This is a genomic window from Gemmatimonadota bacterium, from assembly GCA_016713785.1.
In the GTDB taxonomy this organism is placed as follows: domain Bacteria; phylum Gemmatimonadota; class Gemmatimonadetes; order Gemmatimonadales; family GWC2-71-9; genus JADJOM01.
Map to the genome: position 1 here is coordinate 222546 of JADJOM010000001.1, position 21346 is coordinate 243891.

Genomic DNA, 21346 nt, shown 5'->3' on the forward strand with positions numbered 1-21346 from the left:
GCGCAATACCTCACCTCCGGTTGCCAGGTTGGCCCCCGTGGCTACATTGTGGGCACACCATATCTGAGCCACCATGAAGACACGCATCGTTCGGATCGGCAACTCCCGGGGCATCCGGATTCCCAAGCCGCTCCTGGAGCAGGCTCGTCTCCAGGAGGAAGTCGAGCTTGAGGTTCAGGACGACCGACTGGTCATCTCCTCTTCCACCCGGCCCCGGGCCGGCTGGGAAGCGGCCTTCCGCGCGATGGCAGTGGCCGGGGACGACCAGCTTCTCGACCCCCAGACTCCCACAAGCTTTGATCGGACCGAGTGGCAATGGCGGTAGCCCGCTTCGAGGTCCACCTCGTGGCACTTGATCCCACGGTCGGCGCCGAGATCCAGAAGACCCGGCCCTGCCTCGTGGTCTCGCCCGATGAGATGAACCGCCACCTCCGCACCGTAATCGTGGCCCCGATGACTACGAAGGGCCGGTCCTACCCTACTCGCGTATCGTGCCGCTTTCGTGGCAAGCCCGGGCAGGTGGTGCTGGATCAGCTTCGCACTGTGGATACCAGCCGGCTGGTGCGGCGCCTCGGCACGCTCGACCGACCCGCCCAAGCCGCCGTTCTCAAGACGCTTGGCGAGATGTTCGCGCCATAGCAGCCTAACCAGCGCATGGACGCAGTCGGAGCGCGGCCGTCCGCTGGTGCCGGGCTGGCACCACCAGGCGTCGCACCGTAGGTTTCCCAGCCCGCGCCGCGCTCCGCTGGTCATGCGCGGGCGTTATACGGCTTGAGTGGTGCCGCCGTTCCCCGTCGAGGTTCCAATGCCAGCCCCTGCCAAGCCAGCCACTCCCGTCCAACAGTTGCGAGCGTCGGTCAAGCCGTTTGATCCGCCAGTCCAGCGCCTCATTCGCGCCACGCGCGCGGCTCTTCGCCGCGCCTTTCCCACCGCGAACGAACTGGTCTACGACGGCTACAACTTCCTAGCGATCGGGTTCTGCTCCGCCCTCAATGCTTCGTCCTGCCTGGCCTCCGTGGCCGCGCAGGCGCGCGGCGTGTCGATCTCCTTCTACCACGGCTCCCGACTCCCAGATCCGACACATCGCCTCGAGGGGACGGGCAAGCAGAATCGCTTTGTCCGCGTCACCAGTGTTGCGGTGCTCAAGGAACCCGCCGTGCAACAGCTCCTCCGCGCGGCCGCCAAGGATGTAGCGCCACCCTTAGCGAAGACGGGTAAAGGTCAGCTGATCATCAAGTCGGTCGTCCAAGAGCGTCGGAGCAGAAGCGCCGTATAACGACCGCATGCACTTGACGGGGCGCGGCCAACGGATTGTTCGGGGGGCTGGCACCGGCCGCCGGCTTCCCCCATACTGATGCGCACTTGCCGCGTCCCCGCAAGTGATGCGGGGCGTTAGACGGCGGAGAAGCACTCCCCAGTGAGGCATGTCGCCGCGAATGTGATACTGGGCCCGCGCATGGCCAAGCGGCCCAGGCCGCACACTGGATCAGCATGGACCGTTCCCCGTGCCCGCCGCACCCCAGTCTCGATGGCACCCACCTCGGCCTGGCCAGTCGCGCGCCCGCCAGGGGTCCGGGCCGCCAAGCGGCCGATCGGGCGGGACTTCGCCACCGCAGCCCACGACGGCCGCCCGCCGGCCCTCTGTCCAGCCGCCGCCGATCCCGGTGTCCGCGTGGTACCCCGGCGCAGCCCCTGCACGACCCCTGACGCCGTCTAACATCCGCATGCAGCAGCCAGGGCGCGGCCGTCCGCTGGTGCCGGGCTGGCACCACCAGGCGTCGCACCGTAGGTTTCCCAGCCCGCGCCGCGCTCCGCTGGTCATGCGCGGGCGTTAGCCCGCACACACCTGAGGCCCTCAGTGACAGCTTGGACCCGATTCGCGCTCGGCGCGGGTGCTTTCGTCATGGCAACGGCCTGCGCCCACCGGCTGGCACTATCAGATCGCGCGCACTGGATCACTCTCACTCGCCAACAGTCCAAGCGCGACTGGGGTTATAACATTTTCCTTGATACGCTGAGCGCTCGTCAGCGCGGGGCCCAGCGCTTCGAGGTGTGGACTGTCCACGAGTACGACACTGCCATGGTAGACACCGCTGGCGCGCGGTTTCCTACCGAAGCTTTTCGCTATCAACTAGACTGCGTGACACTTGGCATGCGACCACTGGAGGTTGTGCGCTACGACACGTCGAAGGCCCGCGTCGTGTCCCGGAACACGAATCCCCAAACACCTGCCGGTCCGGGCAAGGAGTTTGTGCCACCGCGGGGCAGTGTTGCTCGAGCCGTCGCGAGGCATACGTGCGCGGCCTTGCGCCACGAGCCTTGGCGTTTCAGCTACGACGATGAGTAGGTCTGGTGCCGGTCATGCGGGCTAACAAGCGCATGGACCTGTCAGCGCTCGGCAACTAGGATTGCTCAAGGGAAGCTCACGAGCCTCGCGCTGCAGGTCATGCGCAGGCCGTTAGACCGCATCGCCCTGACATTCACGCCGCCCTCTGCTGCACCCCTCGCCCGGCCCACTCAGACTTGCCTCGACCCTACAACGTACATACATTGGGCCCATGAGCGACCTTCGCTTCACTTGGGATCCGCGCAAGGCCGCCACCAATGCCCGCAAGCATGGGGTAACGTTCGAAGAGGCCCAGACGGCCTTTGCCGATGAGCACGGCCTGCTGCTCGACGATCCAGAGCACTCCGGCACCGAGGAACGCTTCATTCTTCTCGGTCTCAGTGCCGCGCTCCACCTCCTCGTGGTCGTGCACTGCTACCGCACACCGGAGGATATCATTCGCCTGATCTCTGCCCGCAAAGCAACGCGGGTGGAGCGGCGGGCATACACGGATAGGTGGGATCAATGAAACGAGAGTACGATTTCTCAAAGGCGCGGGCCAACCCCTACGCCGCCAAGCTCAAGCAGTCCGTGACGATTCGCCTTGATCGGCCGACGATCGCCTACTTCAAGGACCTAGCCGAAGAGACCGGGATTGCATACCAAACCCTGATCAATCTCTACCTGCGCGATTGCGCGGCCAGTGGGCGCAAGCTCAACCTTCAGTGGCGGCCTTCAAAGGCTGCTGCGGGGCGTTAGGTTGCTGCACCTCCGGGCCCATAGTGGCGCACTGCCGCATGGTATGGATTTCACACACATGGAACCACGACGGCTGGTCTGGGACGGACCGCAGGGGCCTGACGAGTTCGTACTCGCGTGGGTACCTGGGACCTCAGGGGCCTCCTATACATTTGGCCACGGCCCGCATCAGCGATCGTTCGAGGTGGCGGGCTTCTTCCTCGGCACCACACCAGTCACTCAGGCGCTCTGGGCGCACGTCACTGGCACCAATCCGGCCGTGCATCAGGGTCCGCGGCACCCCGTCGAGAATGTCTCCTGGGACCAGATCGCGGGACCCGGCGGCTTTCTCGACCGTCTCAATGCCAGCGACCTCCTGCCAGCCATGGCGGCGGGCGATGCGACCTTGCGCTTCCGCCTGCCTTCAGAAGTCGAGTGGGAATTCGCGGCCCGTGGGGGTCCTCATTGGCAAGACGATCTTGCCTTTAGTGGGAGCAATGACCCCGATGCGGTGGCGTGGTATGGACCACGCTGGGGACGGGCCGATCAGGCCTTGGTGGGGCTTCTTGGCTGGCAGGCAGGATGGCGACTGGCGAACCGCGCGCGGAAAGTACTGCCACGCCCCACCCGCACTCACCCGGTAGGGGCCAAAGCGCCGAACCAACTCGGCCTGTATGACATGTCCGGCAACGTTTGGGAGTGGTGTCAGGACATGTGCACCGGGGACCTCCAGGCCCTCTCGCGCGACGGGCGCCCGTACCCTGGGCCCGGCACGGAACGGCGGCTCCGAGGCGGCTGCCATCACAGCTGGGATCTCCACTGCCGTGTGTGGTGGCGCTATGGGCTCGAGCCAGGCGGTCACGACGACTGCCTCGGCTTCCGAGTGGCCCTCGCGCCGCCGTGGTCGGCAGCAACCTAACTGGCGCTTGGACTTGCCGGGCGCAAGTATCGCCGGAGCCCATGCTACGCTCGCTCTCGGCGCGGTCGCCCGTCCACTCCGCGGGGCCGCCCCAGCGCCCGCAAGTCAAGCGCCGACTGTTAGGCCGCATCCGTGCTCACGGCAGTTTCACACGGTTCCCCGTCATGTCCACCACGATTGGTCCGTCGCTCGGCGCTCCGCCCGCGTCGTAGAATTGCGCGCTCGCGCCGCCGTTCAGACTGTCGCCCTTCACAGCGACCGCAAAGCTGATTTCGCCTCGGCCGATGTATCCGTGGGTCTCCCGATCTGCTCGGATCTCTACCCACTTCCCGCGAATGCTGTCGCCATCCACCGCCCAGATCCCCTTCCCGTCACTGTCGCTTGTGCGCGCGTTTCCGGCATCAGGATTCGCCTGCTGCATCGTGCCGTCGCCGTTGAACACATACATGTGATACTGGAACGGCGCGCTGGAGTGGCGGACCACCCAGACGCCCACAATGGGGCTCGGCTTTGGACTCGTGGCGCACGCGAGAACACCCGCCACGCCGATAGCCGCCAGGCCGTTCTTACGCATAGGAATCGCCAGTTGGAGGTAGTGGTAGGACGCCACGTCGGCCTATGGTACTCGTGATCAAGGCCATCCGCTACTACCAAGGATGCGCCCTAACATCCGCATGACGTTGCCAGGGCGCGGCCAAAGGCTTGTGTTGGGGCTGGCACGACCTGCCGAGGACCCTCATACTGCAGTGAGACGCGCCGCGGCCCTGCAACTTATGCGGGGCGTTAGCCAGCCGACACAACCTGGTGAGGAATGGAGCAGTGCCGATGAGCACCACTGGCGTGCAGTCAGAGACCCATCGAGCACTCACGGCGTTAGCCGCCATGCCGAGGCAGATTGTCCGCATCGCACGCGGCTGCAACGACCTCCAGCTTCACCGGAACCCCGCACCCGGTGCCTGGTCGGCGCGCGACATCCTGGCGCATTTGCGGGCCTGCGCCGAAGTGTGGGGTCGGAGCATTGACCGGATGATCACGGAGGATCAGCCGACCATTCGGTACATCTCGCCGCGGGGTTGGATCAAGCGCACGAACTATCTGGAGCAGAGCTTTCGCGATTCCTTGCGAGCATTCTCGGAGGCACGCGTGGGCTTCGTCGATCGACTGAGTTCCCTGGAGCCGGCCGCTTGGTCTCGTGGCGCCACCTTCAGTGGAGCGCGGACGGGGGCGGACGCGACAGTGCTGGGTTACGCCAGACGCATTCTCGATCACGAAGCGGTACACCTAGACCAGATACGTCGGACTCTCGGTCGGTGACACTATTGCTATTCACGCTTGCGGCTGGCTAACAACCGCGTGAAGTTGCCAGGGCGCGGCCAACGGGTTGTGTAGGGGGCTGGCACCACCTGCGGCTGTCCCCCATACTCAGGTCAACGCGCCGCGGCCCTGCAGCTGATGCGGGAGCGTTATGCCGCGGTAGGGGGTCCAAGCTAGGCGGCCGTGCGGGACCGGTGGCCCGCGCGCTTCGTGGGCTTACCCACGGATAGCAGTGCTTCGGGGTGCGCAGCCGCCACTCGGAGCAACACCTTGGCCGGTCCGTCAGGAGCTCGTCGGCCTTGTTCCCAGTTCTGCAACGTCCCGGTGCTGATGCCAAGCAACGCTGCGAACTTCGCCTGGCTCAGGCCAAACTGACGCCGCAGGGCCACAATCTGCCCCGCTCCTGTGCCCACGAGGTCCTCCGCCCGGGTGACCCGGCCCGGCTTCCGCCGACCAGCCTGGATGTCCTTCATCTGCTTCACGCTGGCGACCAGTTCCTCGAAAAGCTCTTTACGCATTCTCTCCTCCTTTCAGTCGGCCTCGACCAACTTCCGCAAAGCCTTCAGCTGAGCCGGCGTCAGGTCGGACCGCTCATTCTTCGGATACATGAACACCAGGAAGATCCGGTGTGCGGGTTTCTGCCAGTAGTAGATCACCCGCGCCCCGCCCCGCTTGCCCCGCCCCGGCAACGCCCATCGCAGCTTGCGGAGCCCCCCGCTGCCCGGAATCAGAGCTCCGCTATCGGGGGCGAGGAGGAGGTGCCATTGCAGCGCCAGGTACGCCTCATCAGACACGGCGGCGTCCACCTGACGCGAGAACACCGGTGTCTCAATGAGTTCCATCCTACAGTCTACACCATTGGCGTAGGTACGTCAATGGCGTATGCAGGCGCGGCATACCCAGCGCATGGACCAGTCGGGGCGCGGCCGTCGGTTGTCGCCGGGCTGGCACGACCAGACGGCGGACGGTACACTTCCTTGACCGCGCCGCGGCCCCGCAGGTCATGCGCGAGCGTTAGCTGGCTACCCCACCCCCGGCTGTACACCCCGCGCGCCCGGCCCTATCTTAAGCCCATCCAAGGAGTTCCCCATGGGCGACCTGCTTTCGCGCATCACCATCGACCCCGAGCAGTGTGGCGGCCGCCCGTGCATCCGCGGCCTCCGCATCCGGGTCATCGATATCCTCAACCTGCTGGGCGCCGGCGAGACCCAGGAGCAGATCCTCGCCGCGTACCCCTACCTCGAGGCCGAGGACATCGCGGCGGCCCTGCAGTACGCGGCGCGCCGCTTCGACCACCCCACCCTGGTGGCGTAGGTGGGCACGGGCCCGGCCCGCCGGGAGATCTGGGTCGATGCCCAGCTCCCCCCGGCCACCTGCCGCTGGCTGGCGAGTCCCGAGGCCGAGCTCCGGCATGTGGCGGAGCTCGGCCTTCTGACCGCCCGCGACCCCGCGATCTTCGCCGCCGCCCGGGAGCGCGCCGCGGCGGTCCTCACCAAGGACCAGGACTTCGTCCAGCTGCTCGAGCGGCACGGCCCGCCCCCGGCGGTCGTGTGGGTCACGGCGGGGAACCTCACCAACGCCGGGCTGCGCGAGCTCCTGGTTACCCATTGGCCCCGGGTGCTGGCCCTCCTCGCGGCCGGGGAGCACCTGATCGAGATCGCAGGGCCGCGCGAGGCAGCCAGCTAACAAGGGCTTGCAGCTGACAGGGCCGGATGTGGGGAGCTCCGACGCAGGCGGCCCCACGGTGTATCATAGGGAACGCTTGTTTGTTACGGGCTGCCCTGTTCCCTGCAGCTGAACCCCGGTCCCGTTAGCGCGCTTCAACCGGTGGCCAGTTGCCTACCTCGCGCCCCTCCCGCATCTTTGTGGCTGACCCCTTCGGGAACCCTGATGCCCTCCGAAACCACCAAGGACCGCCTCGTTGAGGCGATGACCCAGCTTCCCCCGGATGCCACCATCGAACAGGCGATGGAGCACCTGTACTTCCTGGCCAAAGTGGATCGCGGCCTCCAACAGGCGGATCAGGGTCAGACCCTCTCCCACGAGGATGCCAAGCGCCGGCTTCTCGGATGACCACCATCCGCTGGACGCTTCAGGCGGTCGAAGACCTCGAGGCCATCCGCGACTACGTCTCCCGCGACTCTGCACACTACGCTCGGCTCCTCGTAGAACGGCTCTACCACTCCGTAGACCGGCTTGCTGCCCTCCCGGAGTCAGGACGCATTGTTCCCGAGTTTCAACGCCCAGAATTGCGGGAGGTCATCCTCGGATCCTACCGCGTCGTCTATCGGCTCAAGGCGGGCACCGCTGAGGTACTCACGGTCTTCCACGGGGCCCGCCTGTTCCCCAAGACGATTGAGGGCGCGCTCTAACATCCGCATGCAGCAGCCAGGGCGCGGCCGTCTGTTGTCGCAGGCTGGGACGCGAGGGCGTGTCGCCCTGACTTTCCCAGATCTGGCCGCGCCCTGCAGCTGGTGCGGGGCGTTGGGTGGCCGCGCCTCAGCTCCGTGAGCCGATGACCCCAGCACCAGACGAACTCGCCCTCAGGATCATCGTCGAGGATCCCCTGCCGGGCGTCGCGCTCGCCCTGCAACGCGGCCCCGATGGCATTGAGCCTCCCTCGATCACGACCCCGGCCCAGGTTGCCTTCGACTTCCTGGTGCGGGTCGGCAAGCCGCAGGCCAACGGCCAGCCCACGTTGCTCGGCCCCTACACTCAAGGGCCACCGGCAACGCGCTTCATTTACATCACCGTCGGACAACGCGCCGGCCAGCCCACATCGCCCTGGGCTCGCAGGGCCAAGATCCCGCTGGCGGGGATCTCCAGGACCCTCGTTGCGGCGGCGCAGTCGAAGCCTGGCCAGCGGCTCGAGGCCAGATTCCCGGGACGCGGCAAGGATGGCAGTCCGACCTGTGCGTCGGTCAAGCTGCCTCCTGATGCCTGGACGCTGGCCAAGTAGCGTTCGGCACTCCTGCCGTCCACCAACCGCTTGACGTTGGCGGGGCGCGGGCAGTGGATCGCGTAGGGGCTGGCACCGCCTGCCGGCGTCCCCCATACTGCGGTGAGACGCGCCGCGGCCCTGGCACTTCGGCGGGGCGTTCGGCGGTCTAGGGGGCACCTTGCCCAGGCCGTGACGCGTCGGAAGAGACGTTGCCGGCAGCGCACATTGCTGGGTGCAGATGTGCCTTTCAGGAGCCACCTACCGACGGAGGTGCGGAGTGGAACGACTCGGAGCGCTCGCGCTTGGCCTTCTCTTCGCCTCAGTTCCGCTCGCCGCGCACGCGCAGTCACCGGCGCCGGAACAGGCCGCCCGGCTCCAGCGCCTGGCGTCGGTCGGCCGGCTTTGGGGCGCGATCCGCTATTTCCACCCGTGGCTCGCGCACAAACCCATCAACTGGGACTCGGCGTTCGTTGCTGCCTATCCGCGCCTGAGCACGGCAACCACCCGGGACGACTTCGCCGCCGCGGTCGAAAGCCTGCTCGCCCCGCTCGGGGATCCCGCCACGAGGGTGACTGGCTCGGTCGCGCCGGCCGTCCTCCCCGCCGATTCGTTGACGACCTGGCTGCCCGACAGCACGCTCCTGGTCCGGTTCGCGGCGCTCGGCGACCTGGCCGACTTCATGGGCGTCCTGGAACGGCTTGGAGGCGTCGCGCGGACCATCGGCACCAGCCGCGCCACCATCCTCGACTTCCGGGGGGCCAATCCCTCGCCGGACCCCGAGAACATCGCCGACGTGGCGATGTATTTCGGGGTGGATTTCGGTGTCCCCGCGTTCCAGGCGGCGCTGGTCGGGGCGCCGGTGACGACTCCCGCCAGGCGCGCCCGCATGCACTCCGGACTAGTCCCCGAGAGCGGCACCACTTCTGGCGGGTACTACAGCGCTTTCTATGCCATCGATGGCAAGGTGATCCAACCCGACTCGGCGGCCCGCTGGCGGCCGGTTGCAGCCATCGTTGACGCGGCATCCGTCCTGCCCGCCGTGCTCGAACCCATCCGCGCGATGGGCTACCTGCGCCTCGTGGCCGTTGGTGGCATCGGAGAGTCCAGCGCCGGCACCTACGGCGTCGCCCTCGACGACAGCCTGACCGTGACCGTGCGGCTGGAGGAACCGGTCGGGGGGAGCAGCGCACTCGTCCCCGACACCCTCCTGGCTCCCGGGGAGGACAGCACCGCGGTGGCAGTGGCGGCGGGCCTGGTCGCACCAGATCGCTTCCGAGTGCGGCCGGCGACGCCGGCAGGGCCCGCTCCGGCGCAGCCGGACGAGGCATCCAGCACGGCGCCCGGACCAGCCTACCCTGACAGCGCGTCCCGGGTGCTCGCGGCATACAAGTACTGGGCCGCGATCCAGTACTTCTTCCCGTACATGCACCTGATCGGGGAAGACTGGGGTGCGGTGCTCGCGCCCGCCATCGGGCGACTGGAGGGGGCGCGGGATTCGCTGGAGTATGTTCTCGCGCTTGTGGACATGTCGACACACATCCACGACTCACATGGATTCATCGTCAACCCCACCCTGCGCGCCTATCGCGGGGACGCCGTGCTCCCGGTGGAATTCCGGATGGTCCAGGGGCGCCCGGTGATCGTCTCGCTGCTCGATTCCTCCGCGGTCCAGGCGGGCCTCCGGATGGGTGATGAACTCCTCTCCCTCGATGGGATCCCCGCAATGCGATACTACGCCGACCTGGCGCCCGGGGCCACTTCCACCCCACAGTCTGACATGCATGTGCGAATGAGCCTCCTCGCGCGCGGGCCTGAGGGAAGCACCGCCGAGCTTGTCGTGCGGAACAAGGATGGCAAGCACCGGAGCATCCGCCTGAAGCGGCTGCCCGGCACCGAGGCATTGCAGGCAGGGCTCGGCAAGGGCCCGGCATTCCGCCTGCTCTCCAGCCACACCGGGTATGCCGACCTCACCCGCCTTACGGTGCCGCAGGTGGACAGCATGTTCGACGCGTTTGCCGCGACCAAGGCCATCATCTTCGACATGCGGGGGTACCCGAACGGCACCGCCTGGAGCATCGCCCCGCGCCTAGCGACGGCACCCGGCTTGCAGGCCGCCCGGTTCTCCCGGCCGCTCCGTATGGGGCCGGACACGACCTACACGTCACGCGTCGACTTTGCCCAGCTCGTTCCGCCAAGCAGCCTGCCCCGCTACGCCGGCCGCACGGTCATGCTGATCGACGAGCGCGCCATGAGCCAGGCGGAGCATACGGGCCTGTTCTTTGAGGCGGCGAATGGCACCGTGTTCATCGGTACGCCGACTGCCGGAGCCAATGGAGACATCACCAACGTCGTGGTACCGGGCGGCGCCACCATGTACTTCAGCGGACACGACGTCCGGCACGCGGACGGGCGCCAGTTGCAGCGGGTCGGCCTGCAGCCCACCGTGCGGGTCGAGCCCACCATTGCAGGCATTCGCGCGGGACGGGACGAGGTACTCGACGCGGCGCTGAGATACCTCCAGTCCAAGTAGGACATGCGGTGGCGCCCGACCTGCGGAACGGGTACCTGCCCGGCAGCGACGAACACCCACTTTCCGCCGCACACCACATTGCTTGGCGACAACGGTGAGCGTGCAAGTTTGTAGTGCAACAATCTCGGTCAGGGCGCATAGACTTCCAGCGGGGTGCGGTCGCCGAGGCGCTTGCGCGGACGGGCGTTGGGCTGCTGGGCGATCCGGGGGCAGTCGCGCTGGGTCAGGCCGGCGGGTGTCCAGCAGCGCGGCCCTATGCCGACATCCTCGCAGGCATCCCCCTCGCTTGCGCGTACGGGTACCGAGGCGCAGGTTAGGCAGATCGGTTCCCGGCCCCGTCACGGCGGAGCGTATGCTTTCCTGGTCCTCGGGCCTCGTCCCTCTCGCCCTCGCCTGCATTACTGGCCTGCAGGCCCAAGCCAGCCCCGTCGCCGGGAACCTTCCCTTCCGGATTCCGGACCGGGTCGGCGGCTACCACCTGTCCACCCGCCCTGCCTCCACCGCACCCGCTGACCACCTCATGCTGCATTACCGGCGGAGCTTTGAAGAGCCGCCAGTGACGGTGGGGTTGTACCCGCTCGATTCCCCGGGGCCGTGCCCGCTTCCCTGTGACTCCGCCGGCCTGGCCGCGCTCGTCGTCGCGTTCAGCGCCCAGTTTGGCCCCGCCCGCGCCGCCGACGGCTGGTCCCGCCTCGAGGTCCTCGAACTCAGGCCGCTCCGCGCGCCCTTCAAGCGCCCCCACTGGCCGGCGTGGCACCTGGTGGTCGCGGGCGCCCGGGGTTCGGTGCTCCATACGCTCCATTTCTACTGGGTGGCCACGCCGAGCGCGCTGGTCACCGCGCGCACCGTGGTGCCGGAACTCCAGCCCTGGGATGCCGAGCTGGATGGGTTCGTCAGCCGCTACGCGGAACAGGTGGTGCAGCGCCTGCCACCGCGGCCCGATCCGGTGCCCTAGCACGGGACCCGGTCGGTTCCGGGCACACCCTCCCCTCCCCGACCCCTCCCCGGGAGCCCCCCATGATCCGCCTGCCCCGCCGTCCCGAGATCGACGAGCACAGCCTCAAGCTGATGGTGGGCATCGTCGCCCTGTCGCTGGCCAACCTCACCACCTGGTTCGCCGGCAAGCCGCTCGAGTCCATCAGCGCCTCGTACTACGAGGTGGGGCTCTCCCAGACCACGTTCATCGGGTTCCTCTTTGCCGCCGCCTCATTCTTCCTGGCCTACAACGGGCAGTCCCGCCGGGAGATGGCGGCGAGCAAGGTGGCGGCGGTGGCCGGACTCGGCGTGGCGATCTTCCCCTGCAACTGCCCGCCCCATCCGGCGCAGCCGCCCATGCACTACGCATCGGCCGCGGTGCTTTTCCTGGCCCTCGCCTACCTCTGCTACTGCTTCTTCCAGCGCGCCTGGGCCAAGGCCCACACGCAGGCCCGGGCCCGGGGGGCGATCTACGTGGCCTGCGGCCTCGCCATGCTCGCCTCCCTGCTGACGCTGACGGTGGACCGATTCACGGGCAATCACCTGCGGGCCCTGGACCCGCGCCTGACCTATCACGCGGAGTACCTCTGCCTCCTGGCCTTCGGCATCTCCTGGCTCACCGCGAGCCGGATCCTGCCGGTGCTCACCCGGGCGGACGAGCGGATCTCGCTGGTCGGGAAGGCGTGACGGGCCGTTCCACCCCCTGAAACACCCGCCGGATTGCCGGCGTACGGGGACCACTCCCAGACCGAGCGCACGCACATGGACCGCTTCGCCATCATGGCCCTCATCCCGGTGGTCGGGCTCTTCTTCACCGGGCTCGTCGCTTTCTCCTTTACCCGGCTTGGCCGCGCGCTCGCCACGCGCATCGAGGGGGGCGTCGATGCCGCCACCGAGGCCCGGCTCGCGGCGCTGGAGCGCGACAACGAACTGCTCCGCCACGCGCTCGCCGAGGCCCACGAACGGCTCGACTTCACCGAGCGCACGCTGCTCCGTGACGCCACCCCGGAGATCAAGACGCCGGTCTAGGGCGCGCCCCGCAGGCCGGCGCACCGCCCGCGGACGTTCCGGCCGGTGCGTGCACCAGCAATCTGTCCAGTGAGGGCCGATGCCGACGCTCCCCGACTTCGCCTTCGTCGCGCTCTTCGCCATTGCCGTCCCGCTCTACGATTACCTCGTGTTCTGGCCCGCCACGGCGCGCCGGCTGCAGGCCGATCCGGCCGGGGCGCGGATGCGGCTGTGGCGCGGCGCCGTGGCGTACCCGTGGGCGCTGGTGGCCATCGGGGCCACCCTCTGGGTGGCCGCCGGGCGGCCGTGGCAGGCGCTCGGCTTCTCGGTGCCGGCGGGGTGGCGGCTGTGGACGGCGGTGGCCGCGACGCTGCTGCTGCTGCTCTACTACGTGCAGGCCGCCCTGGCCGTCGCGCGCGACGCGGCCACCCGGGCCAGCGTCCGGCAGCAGTTCACCGGGAAGCTCGCCCGGGTGCTGCCACGCACCCGGGCGGAGCTCACCTGGTTCGGCGGGGTGGCGCTCACGGCCGGCTTCTGCGAGGAGTTCCTGTTCCGGGGATACCTGATCTGGGCGCTGGCTCCCACGCTGTCGTGGTGGGGCGCGGCGGCCGCCTCCCTCGCCATCTTCGCGGCCGGGCACGCCTACCAGGGGTGGAGCGGCGTGGTCCGCACCGCCGTGGTCGGGGCGCTGTTCACGCTGGTGGTCGCGGCGCTCGACTCGCTCTGGCCCGCCATCATCCTCCATTCCCTGGTGGACCTCGGTGGCGGCGTGCTGGCGTGGCTGGCCCTCCGGGAGGAGGCCGGCGCCCCGCCCGCGTGACCCCTCCTTGCGTGGACCGGCCCCGGCCCGCAGCATCGTCCGGGTGACACGCATCTCCACGAGGGCCGGCCGAGACGAGGAGAGTCCGGCCCGCCCCAGCCCGGCGGGCGCGGCACGGCTTTGTTGCCCGGGCCTGAGCCCCATCGGTATCTTGCAGCGATGAAGATCTCCCTCGATCTCTCCGAGCCTCAGGGCCGGGCACTCGCGGAAGCGGCCCAGAGACTGCACGTGCGCCCGGAAGACCTGGCCGCGGCAGCCGTGCGTGACCTCGTGGCCCAATCCGCCGAGTTCGATGCGGCCGCCACGCGGGTGCTCGAGAAGAACAGCGAGCTGTACCGCCGCCTCACCTGATGCGGTACCTCACGCTCGGTGAGGTGCTGGAGCTGCACGGCCGGCTCATGGCACGCTCCGGCGGACAGGCTTCGCTGGCCCATCTACCGGGCCTCGAGTCGGCCCTCGCACTGCCCCGCCAGGTGTTTGGCGGGGCTGACTTGTACCCCTCGCTGCCAGAGAAGGCCGGCATCCTCGGCTTCGCCCTCATCCAGAATCACCCGTTCACCGACGGCAACTAGCGGATCGGCCATGCCGCCATGGAGACCTTTCTGTGGCTGAACGGCTTCGAACTGTCCGCCGCCGTTGCAGAAGCGGAAGCCGCGATACTGGCGACGGCTGCGGGATCATGGACGAAGGATGACCTGATCGGTTGGGTGCAGGCGCACCTGGTGCGCCGCGCATAGCGCCTGCCATCGCCCCTGTACACCCGGGATGCCCCGCCCCATGGTACCACGCAGGTTCATCGCCGGCCTCGCCATCGCCGCCGTGCTGACCGCGGCGGCCCCGCGCCCGGCGCGGGCCCAGCAGGCCCCACGCGGCTCCGTGGCGGGCACCGCCTACCTGGTCACCCCGCGGGGCGAGCAACGGCCCGCCGCGATCGGGACGTTCTTCCTGCTGCGCGACACCGAGGCCCTGCGGGCGGGCCTCGCGGCGGTGTGCCAGGGGCAGCGGCGCGCGGCGGTGGCGGTGGAGGATTCGCTGGGGCGGCGGCAGCGGGAGGTGGGCGACACGATGCAGACGCCGATCGGCGACCCATGGACCACCTGGTGGGAGGCCGAGACGGATGTGCGGGACGCCAGGATCGAGACGCGGATCCGGCTGGCGGCGCGTGGCCGGGCCGCCGTCCGCCGCCTGCTCGCCGACGCCGCAGTGGACAGCGTCCCGGCGGGGCCGGACGGGAGCTACCGGTTTGCCGGGCTCGCGGCGGGGCGGTATATCGTGTTCGGCGAGTGGACCGGCGGGCCGGCCACCTGGCGGTGGTGGCAGCCGGTGGCGCTCGCGGAAGGCGAGTCGCTCACCCGCCACCTGCGCGGGTCCGGCGAGGCCAGCGACCAGTACTCCTGCAGCTTTCCCTGACGCATCTCCCGCGGCACCCTCCGCCGCGGCACCCTGACCCCCTCCAGGACGCCCACCATGCGCCGTGACCTTGCCCTCTGCCTGCTCCTGTTCACCGCGGCCTGCGGCGGCGCGCCCGGCTCGGGCGAGGTCCGGACCCCGGAGGCGGCCCGGCTCCCGGCCCTGGACTCCACGCTGCCGCGGCCTGACAACACCCTGGCCTTCGGGCTGCCCGATGGCGGCGGCTTCACGGCCAACGGCGAGGCCATCGCGCAGGAGGACATCCCGGCGCAGCTGGCGGCGTTCTTCGCCAACCGTCCCGAGGGGGCGCGGGCCGTCGTGGTGTGGGACAACGCGCTCCGCCGCGCCGACGCGCAGTGGCTGGCCCGGGCGGCGCGGATGGCCGGCGGCGCCGCGTATGACGCGGAGCTGAGCGGGTGGCCGGCGCCGGTGGCGGGCGCACCGTGAGGGAACGGGCCGGGCGCCCGAGGCGCACCGCGTCAGGTGCCCCCTAGCCCCCGGACGCACTTGGCTGCATGCTCAGGGCGCGTGCGTTCCGCGTCAGCGCGCTGTCCGGCGGTACGCCTGACATTCCCCCGAACCTGGAGCATTCCATGGATCTCACGACAATCCTCATCCAGCTGGTCAGTGGCGCGGTCGGCGGCAACCTGGGCGGGCTGCTGAACAAGGCCAAGAACCTGGGTCCCCTGCTCAACACGATCCTGGGGGCTGTCGGGGGCGTGGGCGGCGGGCAGGCGCTGGGCGGCACGCTGGGCGGCATGCTCGGCAACGCCACCGCCGGCAATGCCACCGCATCGGCCCTGGTGGGCCTGGTGCTTCCGCTGGTGGCGGGGTTCCTCAAGAAGAAGAGCGCCTGACACGCTGCCGCTGGCGCCCCCGCCCCCCGCCGCGCAGCTTCCCCGCGGTGATCCGGCCACGGCCGCCAACCCCGGGACCGCCATGACTCGCCCGCCTGCCCTGCCCGACCTGATCCTCCCCGCGTGGCGCACCAACGCGCGGGTGACCGCCGACCTGGTGCGCGCCCTGCCGGCCGGCGTCTACCGGGCCCCGGTCCCGGGACTGCCGCGACGCACCGTCCGCATGATGGCGGCCCACCTGCACAACAGCCGCTGCGGGTGGCTCCGCACCCTCGGCCAGCCCCACGACATCCCGGTGCCGGGCCGCGTGAACCCGGCGGGCGAGGACAAGCCCGCCCTGCTGCGGGCGCTGCGGGAGAGCGCCAGAGGCATGGAGGCCCTGTTCCGCCTGGCCTGCGAGCGGGAGGGCCAGCTGCCGCCCACGGCACGCTACGCCTGGCGCAACCTTGCGCTCGACGCCGGCCACCTGCTCACCTACTTCGTAGCCCATGAGGCGCACCACCGCGGCCAGCTGCTGCTCATCGCGCGCCAGCTCGGCACCCCGCTGGAGAGGGCCACGGCCGGCCGCCTCTGGTGGTGGAAACCCGCCGCCCGGGCCGGCCGCTGAGCGGCGGCACGCCTGGTCCTCCTCCACCCTGTCGCTGAATGGATGCGACCACCACCCCCGTCGCTTGCGCACCCGCGCCCGCCATCCCACGTTCGGGGACGGGGCCGCCGTGCCCCGCCGCCGCTCCCCTCCCCCGCAGAGGCACCCCACATGCACCGCACCCGCTGCCCTTGGGGCTGCCTCGTCGGCCTGCCGGCGCTGCTGCTGGCCCACCCCGCCATCGCGCAGGACTCCACGATCGTGGTCACGCTGGGCACCGGCGCGCCGCGGCCGTCACCGGAGGCGATGGGACCGGCCACCGCGATCGTGGTGGCGCAGCGGGTGTTCCTGGTGGATGCCGGCACCGGCGTGGAACGGCGGCTGGCCGCCGCCCGGCTGCCGGTCACCGGGGTGACCGCGCTCTTCATCACCCACCTCCACTCCGACCACGTCCTCGGCCTCGCGGACCTGATCTTCACCTCGTGGGTCGTGGGCCGCAGCCGCCCCTTCCCGGCGTCTGGCCCGGCGGGCCTGCAGCGGCTGACCGAGCACCTCTACGCCGCGTTCGAGGAAGACATCCGCATCCGCACCGAGGGGCTCGAGCGCGAGTCGGCCGCGGGGTACCGGATTGCCGTGCACGAGATCGGACCCGGCGTGGTGTACGACAGCGGCGGGGTGAAGGTGACGGCCTTTCTGGTGCCGCACGGCGCCTGGAAGCAGGCCTTCGGGTACCGGTTCGACACGCCGGACCGGAGCATCGTGGTCTCGGGTGACACCCGGCCGAGCGAGGAGCTGGTGCGGATGGCGTCGGGGGTGGACGTGCTGGTCCACGAGGTGCAGCCGTCGGACTCGACTGCGCCGCCCGGGAGCCGCACGGCGGCGGAGTGGGCCGCATACGTGCGCGCCTATCACACCACCGCGCTGCAGCTGGGCGAGCTGGGCGCGCGCACGACCGAAGCTGCTCGTCGTGTCGCACGACGGGCGTCGGGTGCCCAGGGCGCAGATCCTGGCCGACATCCGCCGCGGCTGGACCGGCCCGGTGGTCATGGCCGAGGACCTGCAGCGGTTCTAGATGGATCGGCTCGCCACCCCCGCCGACGCCGCCGCGCTGGTGGCCGTGATCAACGCCGCGTTCGTGGTCGAGGCGGGGTTCATCCGCGGGCCGCGGACCACCGCGGGCGAGGTCGCGGCGCTGCTCGCGGGGAGCGGGGTGTTCCTGGTGGTGGACCATGCGGAGCCGGGGCGGCTCGCGGCGGCGGTGCACGTGGAGGCGCGGGAGGGGACCGCACACTTCGGCATGCTGGCGGTGGATCCGGCGCTGCAGGGCCGGGGCCTGGCGCGGCGGCTGCTCGCGGCGGTGGAGGCGCACGCCCACGCGGCGGGGTGCACGGTAGTGGAGCTCGACGTGTTCGACGTGCGGACCGAGCTGCCGCTGTTCTACGCGTCGCTCGGGTACCGGCCAGTGGGCACCCGGGCGTTCCGGGCGCCGGAGCTGCTGACGGCACCGGCGCACCTGATCGTGATGCAGAAGGCGCTTGGCGCGGAGGCGCCGGGGTAACGAAACCCCAGGTGGCGGCGCCTCACGGGCGCTGACGCACCCCGCGCACCGGACCGGGGTTCTGGGCGGCGACAGTCGGGTCTTCCACCCGGTGGGCCAGCGTGCCGGTCAGGGAATCGCCCCGCGCCTCGAGGGTCCAGGTGCTGGTGTAGCGGATGGGCCGCGGCGCGCCGTTCACCTCGACGACCGTCACCTGATCGGCGACGAGGGCCACCGGCCCGGGGCCGGCGCGGCCGCGGAGGGGAATCGGACCCTGCTCCGGCAGGTCGGGCACGGGGTCGGGCTGGAATTGCCCCAGCAGCGAATCGCCCCGCGCCTCGATGCGCAGCGTGCCCGTCCCCATGATGGGCGACTGCTCGCCGTTGACCACCTGGGTGCCGGCGGGGTAGCGCACCTGCCACACGCCGACCAGGGCGCCCTGCGCCACAGCAGGGTGAGCCAGCAGCGCGGTCAGCACGCCGATCAGTAGCGTCCGGGTCATCGTGTCCTTCCTTGGGGTGGGCGTCAGGATGGAGGGTCACCAGCCGACGCCTGCACGATGCCCGGGGCCCGCGGCGGGTCGCGCGGCGGCCCGGGACGAGGGCGCGGCTTACGCGCTTCGTACCATCGGACGCGGGCGGTGGAGCCGCGGAGCCTGGACCGGCTAGTCGCCGCCGCCGGCCGCGGGCCGGCGGGCGAGTTCGGCGTGCCAGTTGAGCACCAGCTCAAGCCGCGCGATGGCCGGCTGCTCGGCCAGGGGCTGGATGCGGAGGAAGCGGCTGCCGTCCGGGGTGACGGCGTAGCTGGTGTTGCTGGTGACGCTGATGAGATATCGCCCGGTGTGGAGCGGCCGGGGCGGCCCGGCGGTGAAGGCGGCGCCGGGCGCCACGGTGACGGACATCAGGCGGTCGCCCGCCTGGAAGAAGAGCTCGCGACCGTTCCGGGACCAGAGCGGCTCGGTGCCGCCGTCGGTGGACACCAGCCGCCGCTCGCCGCTCCCCGACAACGGCGCCACGAAGATCTCCGGCCGGGACGCCACGACGGCCTGGTAGGCCACCCATCGGCCGTCCGGGGAGAGCTGGCCGTCCAGGCCGCTGAGGCCGAGTGGGAAGAGGCGGGTCGCGGTGCGGTCGCCGTCGAGCTGCAGGCGCCAGATGCCGGCGCCGCCCTCCTCGTCCTCGCCGGTCTGGTTGAAGAGGAGGGTCCGGCCGTCCGCGGAGATGGAGGTCGGGGTCTGGATCCGGCCGGGCGCGGTGGTGAGGCGTTCCTCCGCGCCGGAGCCGTCCACCGGGATCCAGTAGAGGTTGCGGGTGCCGTTGCGGGTGCCGCGGTAGATCACCCGCGTGCCGTCCGGGGTCCAGAGCGGGGCCTGACTGCTCCCGGTGCCGGTGTTGAGCGGAGTCAGGGTGCCGCGCGCGAAGTCGTAGATCCAGATGCGGATGATGCCCTCGCGGATCTGGATCGCCGCCCGGCCGCCGTCCGGGGAGATCACCACGTTCTCCATGATCCGGCTGGGGAGGGGCAGCGGCGTCACGGTGCCGGCGCGGTCGATCCACACGACGCGATGCATGGTGAGGGAGTCGCCGCCGCCCACGTACGCCAGCCTCCCGTCACGCGAGAGCACGTAGTTGCCCGAGCCCTCGTTGCCGATGTCGTTGAACGGCCGCTCGGCGGTGGCCACCGGCACGGCGGTCCCCAGCTCCTCCTGGCCCGGCCGCCAGGGGACCGTGAGGAGGCGGCCGCGGCTGACGTAGAGGAGGACGCCGGGGCGGGGCGCGTAGCCCGGGGCGTCGCCGCCCCGGGCCAGGATGGCGTGGGAGGTGGCCCCGAGCTCCTGGGTGGCGATCTGGTGCTCGTCGTCGCCCGGCCCGGTCCAGGTGGAAAAGAGGAGCGTCGAGGTCCCGGCGACGCGCCGGGGCCAGCGATGGCTCACCTCGCCGGCGGCGGAGTCGAGCTGGGTCACCGGGGTGGCGGTCCCGCCACCCTCCGGCACGCGCCAGATGCCGACGGAGTTGGTGGGAGCAAAGTAGATGAAGCCGTCCTCCCCCCAGTCGGCGCCGCGGTGGAATGGCGCCGTCGCGAGCTCCTGGAGCCCGGTGCCCGTCACGGTGACCTTCCGGAGCTTCCCCCCGGAGAAGAACCCCACCCACTTGCCGTCCGGCGAGAAGAACGGTCCGACGCCGCCCTCGGTGCCCTCGAGCACGCGACCCTGCGGCTCATCCAGCTGCCGCAGGTAGAGGCGGGTCTTGCCGTACTGCTGGATCACGTAGGCCAGCCGCGTCCCGTCCGGCGCGATGGCGAGCGGGCGCAGGTAGACGGAGCCGAGCTCGTGCCCGTCCGGCAGGGCGACGCTGACGTGCACGGGCCGCGCTTCGCCACCAGACCCGCGCGCCAGGCTCCAGCGGGCGAGCCCGAAGGTCACGGCCGTGACCAGGACCGCGGTGGCGAGCACCACGCGGCCGGTGGTGGCCCACCGAGGCGCGGCGGCGGCCCGGGACCGGCCGGTGGCGGCGGCGCCGGGGCGGGCAAAGGCCGGGTCGTCGAGCGCTGCGGCGAAGGCCGCGGCGCTGGGGAAGCGGTCGGCCGGCAGCTTCTCGAGCGCGGTGGCCACCGCCGCCTCGATCTGGGGGGGGATGCTCTTCCGCTGCAGGGTGAGGCTGCGGGGTTCCTCGGTCATCATCCGGGCGACGATGGCCTGCGGGGTGGGCCCGGTGAACGGGGGCTCGCCGGTCAGCATCTCGTACAGCACGCAGCCGAGGGCGTAGACGTCGCTGCGGGCGGTGATGTCCCGCTCGCCCATGGCCTGCTCGGGGCTCATGTAGTGCGGCGTGCCGAGCGACAGGCCGGTCTCGGTCATGCGGGAGCCGCCCTCGGAGCGGGAGGCGGCGAGCGCGATGCCGAAGTCGGCCACCATCGCGTGGCCGCCGTGCAGCAGGATGTTCTCCGGCTTGACGTCGCGGTGGATCACGGTGTGGCGGTGGGCGTACTCCAGGGCGTCGGCCACCTCGCGGGCGATGCGGACCGCCTCGGGCACCGGGAGCTGCTTCTCGCGGCTGATCCGGTCGCGGAGGCTCTCGCCCTCGACGAACGGCATCACGTAGAAGACGATCTCGGTGCCGCCCCCGGTGCCGCCGACGCGGCCCGAGTCGAACAGCGCCAGGATGTGCGGGTGCTGCAGGTTGGCGGTGGTGCGGATCTCGGCGAGGAAGCGGTCGCCGCCGATCACCGCGGCCAGCTCGGGCCGGAGCACCTTGAGGGCGACCTTGCGGTCGTGGCGGAGGTCGTGGGCCAGGTAGACGGTGGCCATCCCGCCAGCGCCGAGCTCGCGCTCGACCCGGTACCGGTCGGCGAGGGCGGCGGAGAGCTGCTCGAGGGTCATGGGCAT

Annotated in this window: 28 protein-coding genes and 2 pseudogenes; 25 read left to right on the forward strand and 5 right to left on the reverse strand. The window is 70.4% G+C overall.

Annotated features, from left to right (window positions below; genetic code table 11):
* Positions 1-73: 73 nt before the first annotated feature.
* The 6 genes from IPJ95_00900 (at position 74) to IPJ95_00925 (ending at position 3983) form a co-directional block, all read left to right on the forward strand.
* Complete coding sequence (locus tag IPJ95_00900) at positions 74-325, forward strand: AbrB/MazE/SpoVT family DNA-binding domain-containing protein (protein MBK7922186.1); 252 nt, start codon at positions 74-76, stop codon at positions 323-325.
* A complete protein-coding gene (locus IPJ95_00905; GenBank protein ID MBK7922187.1) occupies positions 316-639 on the forward strand; it encodes a type II toxin-antitoxin system PemK/MazF family toxin in 324 nt (107 codons plus the stop codon). Before IPJ95_00900 ends, IPJ95_00905 begins: the two co-directional genes overlap by 10 nt.
* Positions 640-805: 166 nt before the next feature.
* A complete protein-coding gene (locus IPJ95_00910; GenBank protein ID MBK7922188.1) occupies positions 806-1276 on the forward strand; it encodes a DUF1801 domain-containing protein in 471 nt (156 codons plus the stop codon).
* Between the two features lie 1282 nt (positions 1277-2558).
* Positions 2559-2855 (forward strand): BrnT family toxin, encoded by a 297-nt coding sequence (locus IPJ95_00915; protein ID MBK7922189.1) that lies wholly within the window; start codon positions 2559-2561, stop codon positions 2853-2855.
* Positions 2852-3085 carry a BrnA antitoxin family protein gene (locus IPJ95_00920; protein ID MBK7922190.1) on the forward strand — a complete coding sequence of 78 codons (234 nt, stop codon included), beginning with the start codon at positions 2852-2854 and terminating at the stop codon, positions 3083-3085. Before IPJ95_00915 ends, IPJ95_00920 begins: the two co-directional genes overlap by 4 nt.
* Positions 3086-3269: 184 nt before the next feature.
* A complete protein-coding gene (locus tag IPJ95_00925; GenBank protein ID MBK7922191.1) occupies positions 3270-3983 on the forward strand; it encodes a formylglycine-generating enzyme family protein in 714 nt (237 codons plus the stop codon).
* A 136-nt stretch (positions 3984-4119) separates the two neighbouring features.
* Here IPJ95_00925 and IPJ95_00930 read toward each other — a convergent pair whose 3' ends face one another.
* Positions 4120-4593 (reverse strand): hypothetical protein, encoded by a 474-nt coding sequence (locus tag IPJ95_00930; GenBank protein MBK7922192.1) that lies wholly within the window; start codon positions 4591-4593, stop codon positions 4120-4122.
* Between the two features lie 215 nt (positions 4594-4808).
* Between IPJ95_00930 and IPJ95_00935 the strand changes: the two genes are divergently transcribed.
* Positions 4809-5297, forward strand: coding sequence for a DinB family protein (locus tag IPJ95_00935; protein ID MBK7922193.1), 489 nt, complete (start codon positions 4809-4811; stop codon positions 5295-5297).
* A 173-nt stretch (positions 5298-5470) separates the two neighbouring features.
* Here IPJ95_00935 and IPJ95_00940 read toward each other — a convergent pair whose 3' ends face one another.
* Both IPJ95_00940 and IPJ95_00945 read right to left on the reverse strand, forming a co-directional pair.
* Entirely contained in the window at positions 5471-5815 is a 345-nt protein-coding gene (locus tag IPJ95_00940) for a helix-turn-helix domain-containing protein (GenBank protein ID MBK7922194.1), read from the reverse strand.
* A gap of 12 nt (positions 5816-5827) precedes the next feature.
* A complete protein-coding gene (locus IPJ95_00945; protein MBK7922195.1) occupies positions 5828-6139 on the reverse strand; it encodes a type II toxin-antitoxin system RelE/ParE family toxin in 312 nt (103 codons plus the stop codon).
* Positions 6140-6386: 247 nt separating this feature from the next.
* Between IPJ95_00945 and IPJ95_00950 the strand changes: the two genes are divergently transcribed.
* The 18 genes and pseudogenes from IPJ95_00950 to IPJ95_01035 all read left to right on the forward strand — a co-directional run bounded on the left by IPJ95_00950 (position 6387) and on the right by IPJ95_01035 (position 17982).
* Positions 6387-6611: a DUF433 domain-containing protein gene (locus tag IPJ95_00950; protein MBK7922196.1), complete on the forward strand. Its 225-nt coding sequence runs from the start codon at positions 6387-6389 to the stop codon at positions 6609-6611.
* Positions 6612-6983: a DUF5615 family PIN-like protein gene (locus IPJ95_00955; protein ID MBK7922197.1), complete on the forward strand. Its 372-nt coding sequence runs from the start codon at positions 6612-6614 to the stop codon at positions 6981-6983.
* Between the two features lie 204 nt (positions 6984-7187).
* Entirely contained in the window at positions 7188-7370 is a 183-nt protein-coding gene (locus IPJ95_00960) for a hypothetical protein (GenBank protein ID MBK7922198.1), read from the forward strand.
* On the forward strand, positions 7367-7669 hold the full coding sequence (locus IPJ95_00965) for a type II toxin-antitoxin system RelE/ParE family toxin (protein MBK7922199.1): 303 nt from the start codon (positions 7367-7369) through the stop codon (positions 7667-7669). Before IPJ95_00960 ends, IPJ95_00965 begins: the two co-directional genes overlap by 4 nt.
* 143 nt (positions 7670-7812) lie before the next feature.
* Entirely contained in the window at positions 7813-8256 is a 444-nt protein-coding gene (locus IPJ95_00970; GenBank protein MBK7922200.1) for a hypothetical protein, read from the forward strand.
* 259 nt (positions 8257-8515) lie between these two features.
* Entirely contained in the window at positions 8516-10768 is a 2253-nt protein-coding gene (locus IPJ95_00975; protein ID MBK7922201.1) for a hypothetical protein, read from the forward strand.
* A gap of 520 nt (positions 10769-11288) precedes the next feature.
* Positions 11289-11723, forward strand: coding sequence for a hypothetical protein (locus tag IPJ95_00980; protein MBK7922202.1), 435 nt, complete (start codon positions 11289-11291; stop codon positions 11721-11723).
* A 62-nt stretch (positions 11724-11785) separates the two neighbouring features.
* The gene (locus IPJ95_00985; GenBank protein ID MBK7922203.1) at positions 11786-12430 is read left to right on the forward strand and encodes a hypothetical protein; all 645 of its coding nucleotides are present in this window, start codon (positions 11786-11788) and stop codon (positions 12428-12430) included.
* A gap of 75 nt (positions 12431-12505) precedes the next feature.
* Entirely contained in the window at positions 12506-12772 is a 267-nt protein-coding gene (locus tag IPJ95_00990; GenBank protein MBK7922204.1) for a hypothetical protein, read from the forward strand.
* 79 nt (positions 12773-12851) lie between these two features.
* Positions 12852-13571 (forward strand): CPBP family intramembrane metalloprotease, encoded by a 720-nt coding sequence (locus IPJ95_00995; protein MBK7922205.1) that lies wholly within the window; start codon positions 12852-12854, stop codon positions 13569-13571.
* Positions 13572-13730: 159 nt separating this feature from the next.
* Complete coding sequence (locus IPJ95_01000; protein ID MBK7922206.1) at positions 13731-13922, forward strand: DNA-binding protein; 192 nt, start codon at positions 13731-13733, stop codon at positions 13920-13922.
* Positions 13922-14308 (forward strand): annotated as a pseudogene (locus IPJ95_01005) (Fic family protein). Before IPJ95_01000 ends, IPJ95_01005 begins: the two are co-directional and overlap by 1 nt.
* 40 nt (positions 14309-14348) lie before the next feature.
* Positions 14349-14981 carry a hypothetical protein gene (locus IPJ95_01010; protein ID MBK7922207.1) on the forward strand — a complete coding sequence of 211 codons (633 nt, stop codon included), beginning with the start codon at positions 14349-14351 and terminating at the stop codon, positions 14979-14981.
* A gap of 57 nt (positions 14982-15038) precedes the next feature.
* On the forward strand, positions 15039-15428 hold the full coding sequence (locus IPJ95_01015; GenBank protein ID MBK7922208.1) for a hypothetical protein: 390 nt from the start codon (positions 15039-15041) through the stop codon (positions 15426-15428).
* A gap of 146 nt (positions 15429-15574) precedes the next feature.
* Positions 15575-15838, forward strand: coding sequence for a hypothetical protein (locus tag IPJ95_01020; protein MBK7922209.1), 264 nt, complete (start codon positions 15575-15577; stop codon positions 15836-15838).
* Positions 15839-15920: 82 nt separating this feature from the next.
* Positions 15921-16445 (forward strand): DinB family protein, encoded by a 525-nt coding sequence (locus IPJ95_01025; protein ID MBK7922210.1) that lies wholly within the window; start codon positions 15921-15923, stop codon positions 16443-16445.
* Between the two features lie 42 nt (positions 16446-16487).
* Positions 16488-17327 (forward strand): annotated as a pseudogene (locus tag IPJ95_01030) (MBL fold metallo-hydrolase).
* A 169-nt stretch (positions 17328-17496) separates the two neighbouring features.
* The gene (locus tag IPJ95_01035) at positions 17497-17982 is read left to right on the forward strand and encodes a GNAT family N-acetyltransferase (protein ID MBK7922211.1); all 486 of its coding nucleotides are present in this window, start codon (positions 17497-17499) and stop codon (positions 17980-17982) included.
* Between the two features lie 22 nt (positions 17983-18004).
* Here IPJ95_01035 and IPJ95_01040 read toward each other — a convergent pair whose 3' ends face one another.
* Entirely contained in the window at positions 18005-18463 is a 459-nt protein-coding gene (locus IPJ95_01040) for a hypothetical protein (protein MBK7922212.1), read from the reverse strand.
* 162 nt (positions 18464-18625) lie between these two features.
* The gene (locus tag IPJ95_01045; GenBank protein ID MBK7922213.1) at positions 18626-21346 is read right to left on the reverse strand and encodes a serine/threonine-protein kinase; all 2721 of its coding nucleotides are present in this window, start codon (positions 21344-21346) and stop codon (positions 18626-18628) included.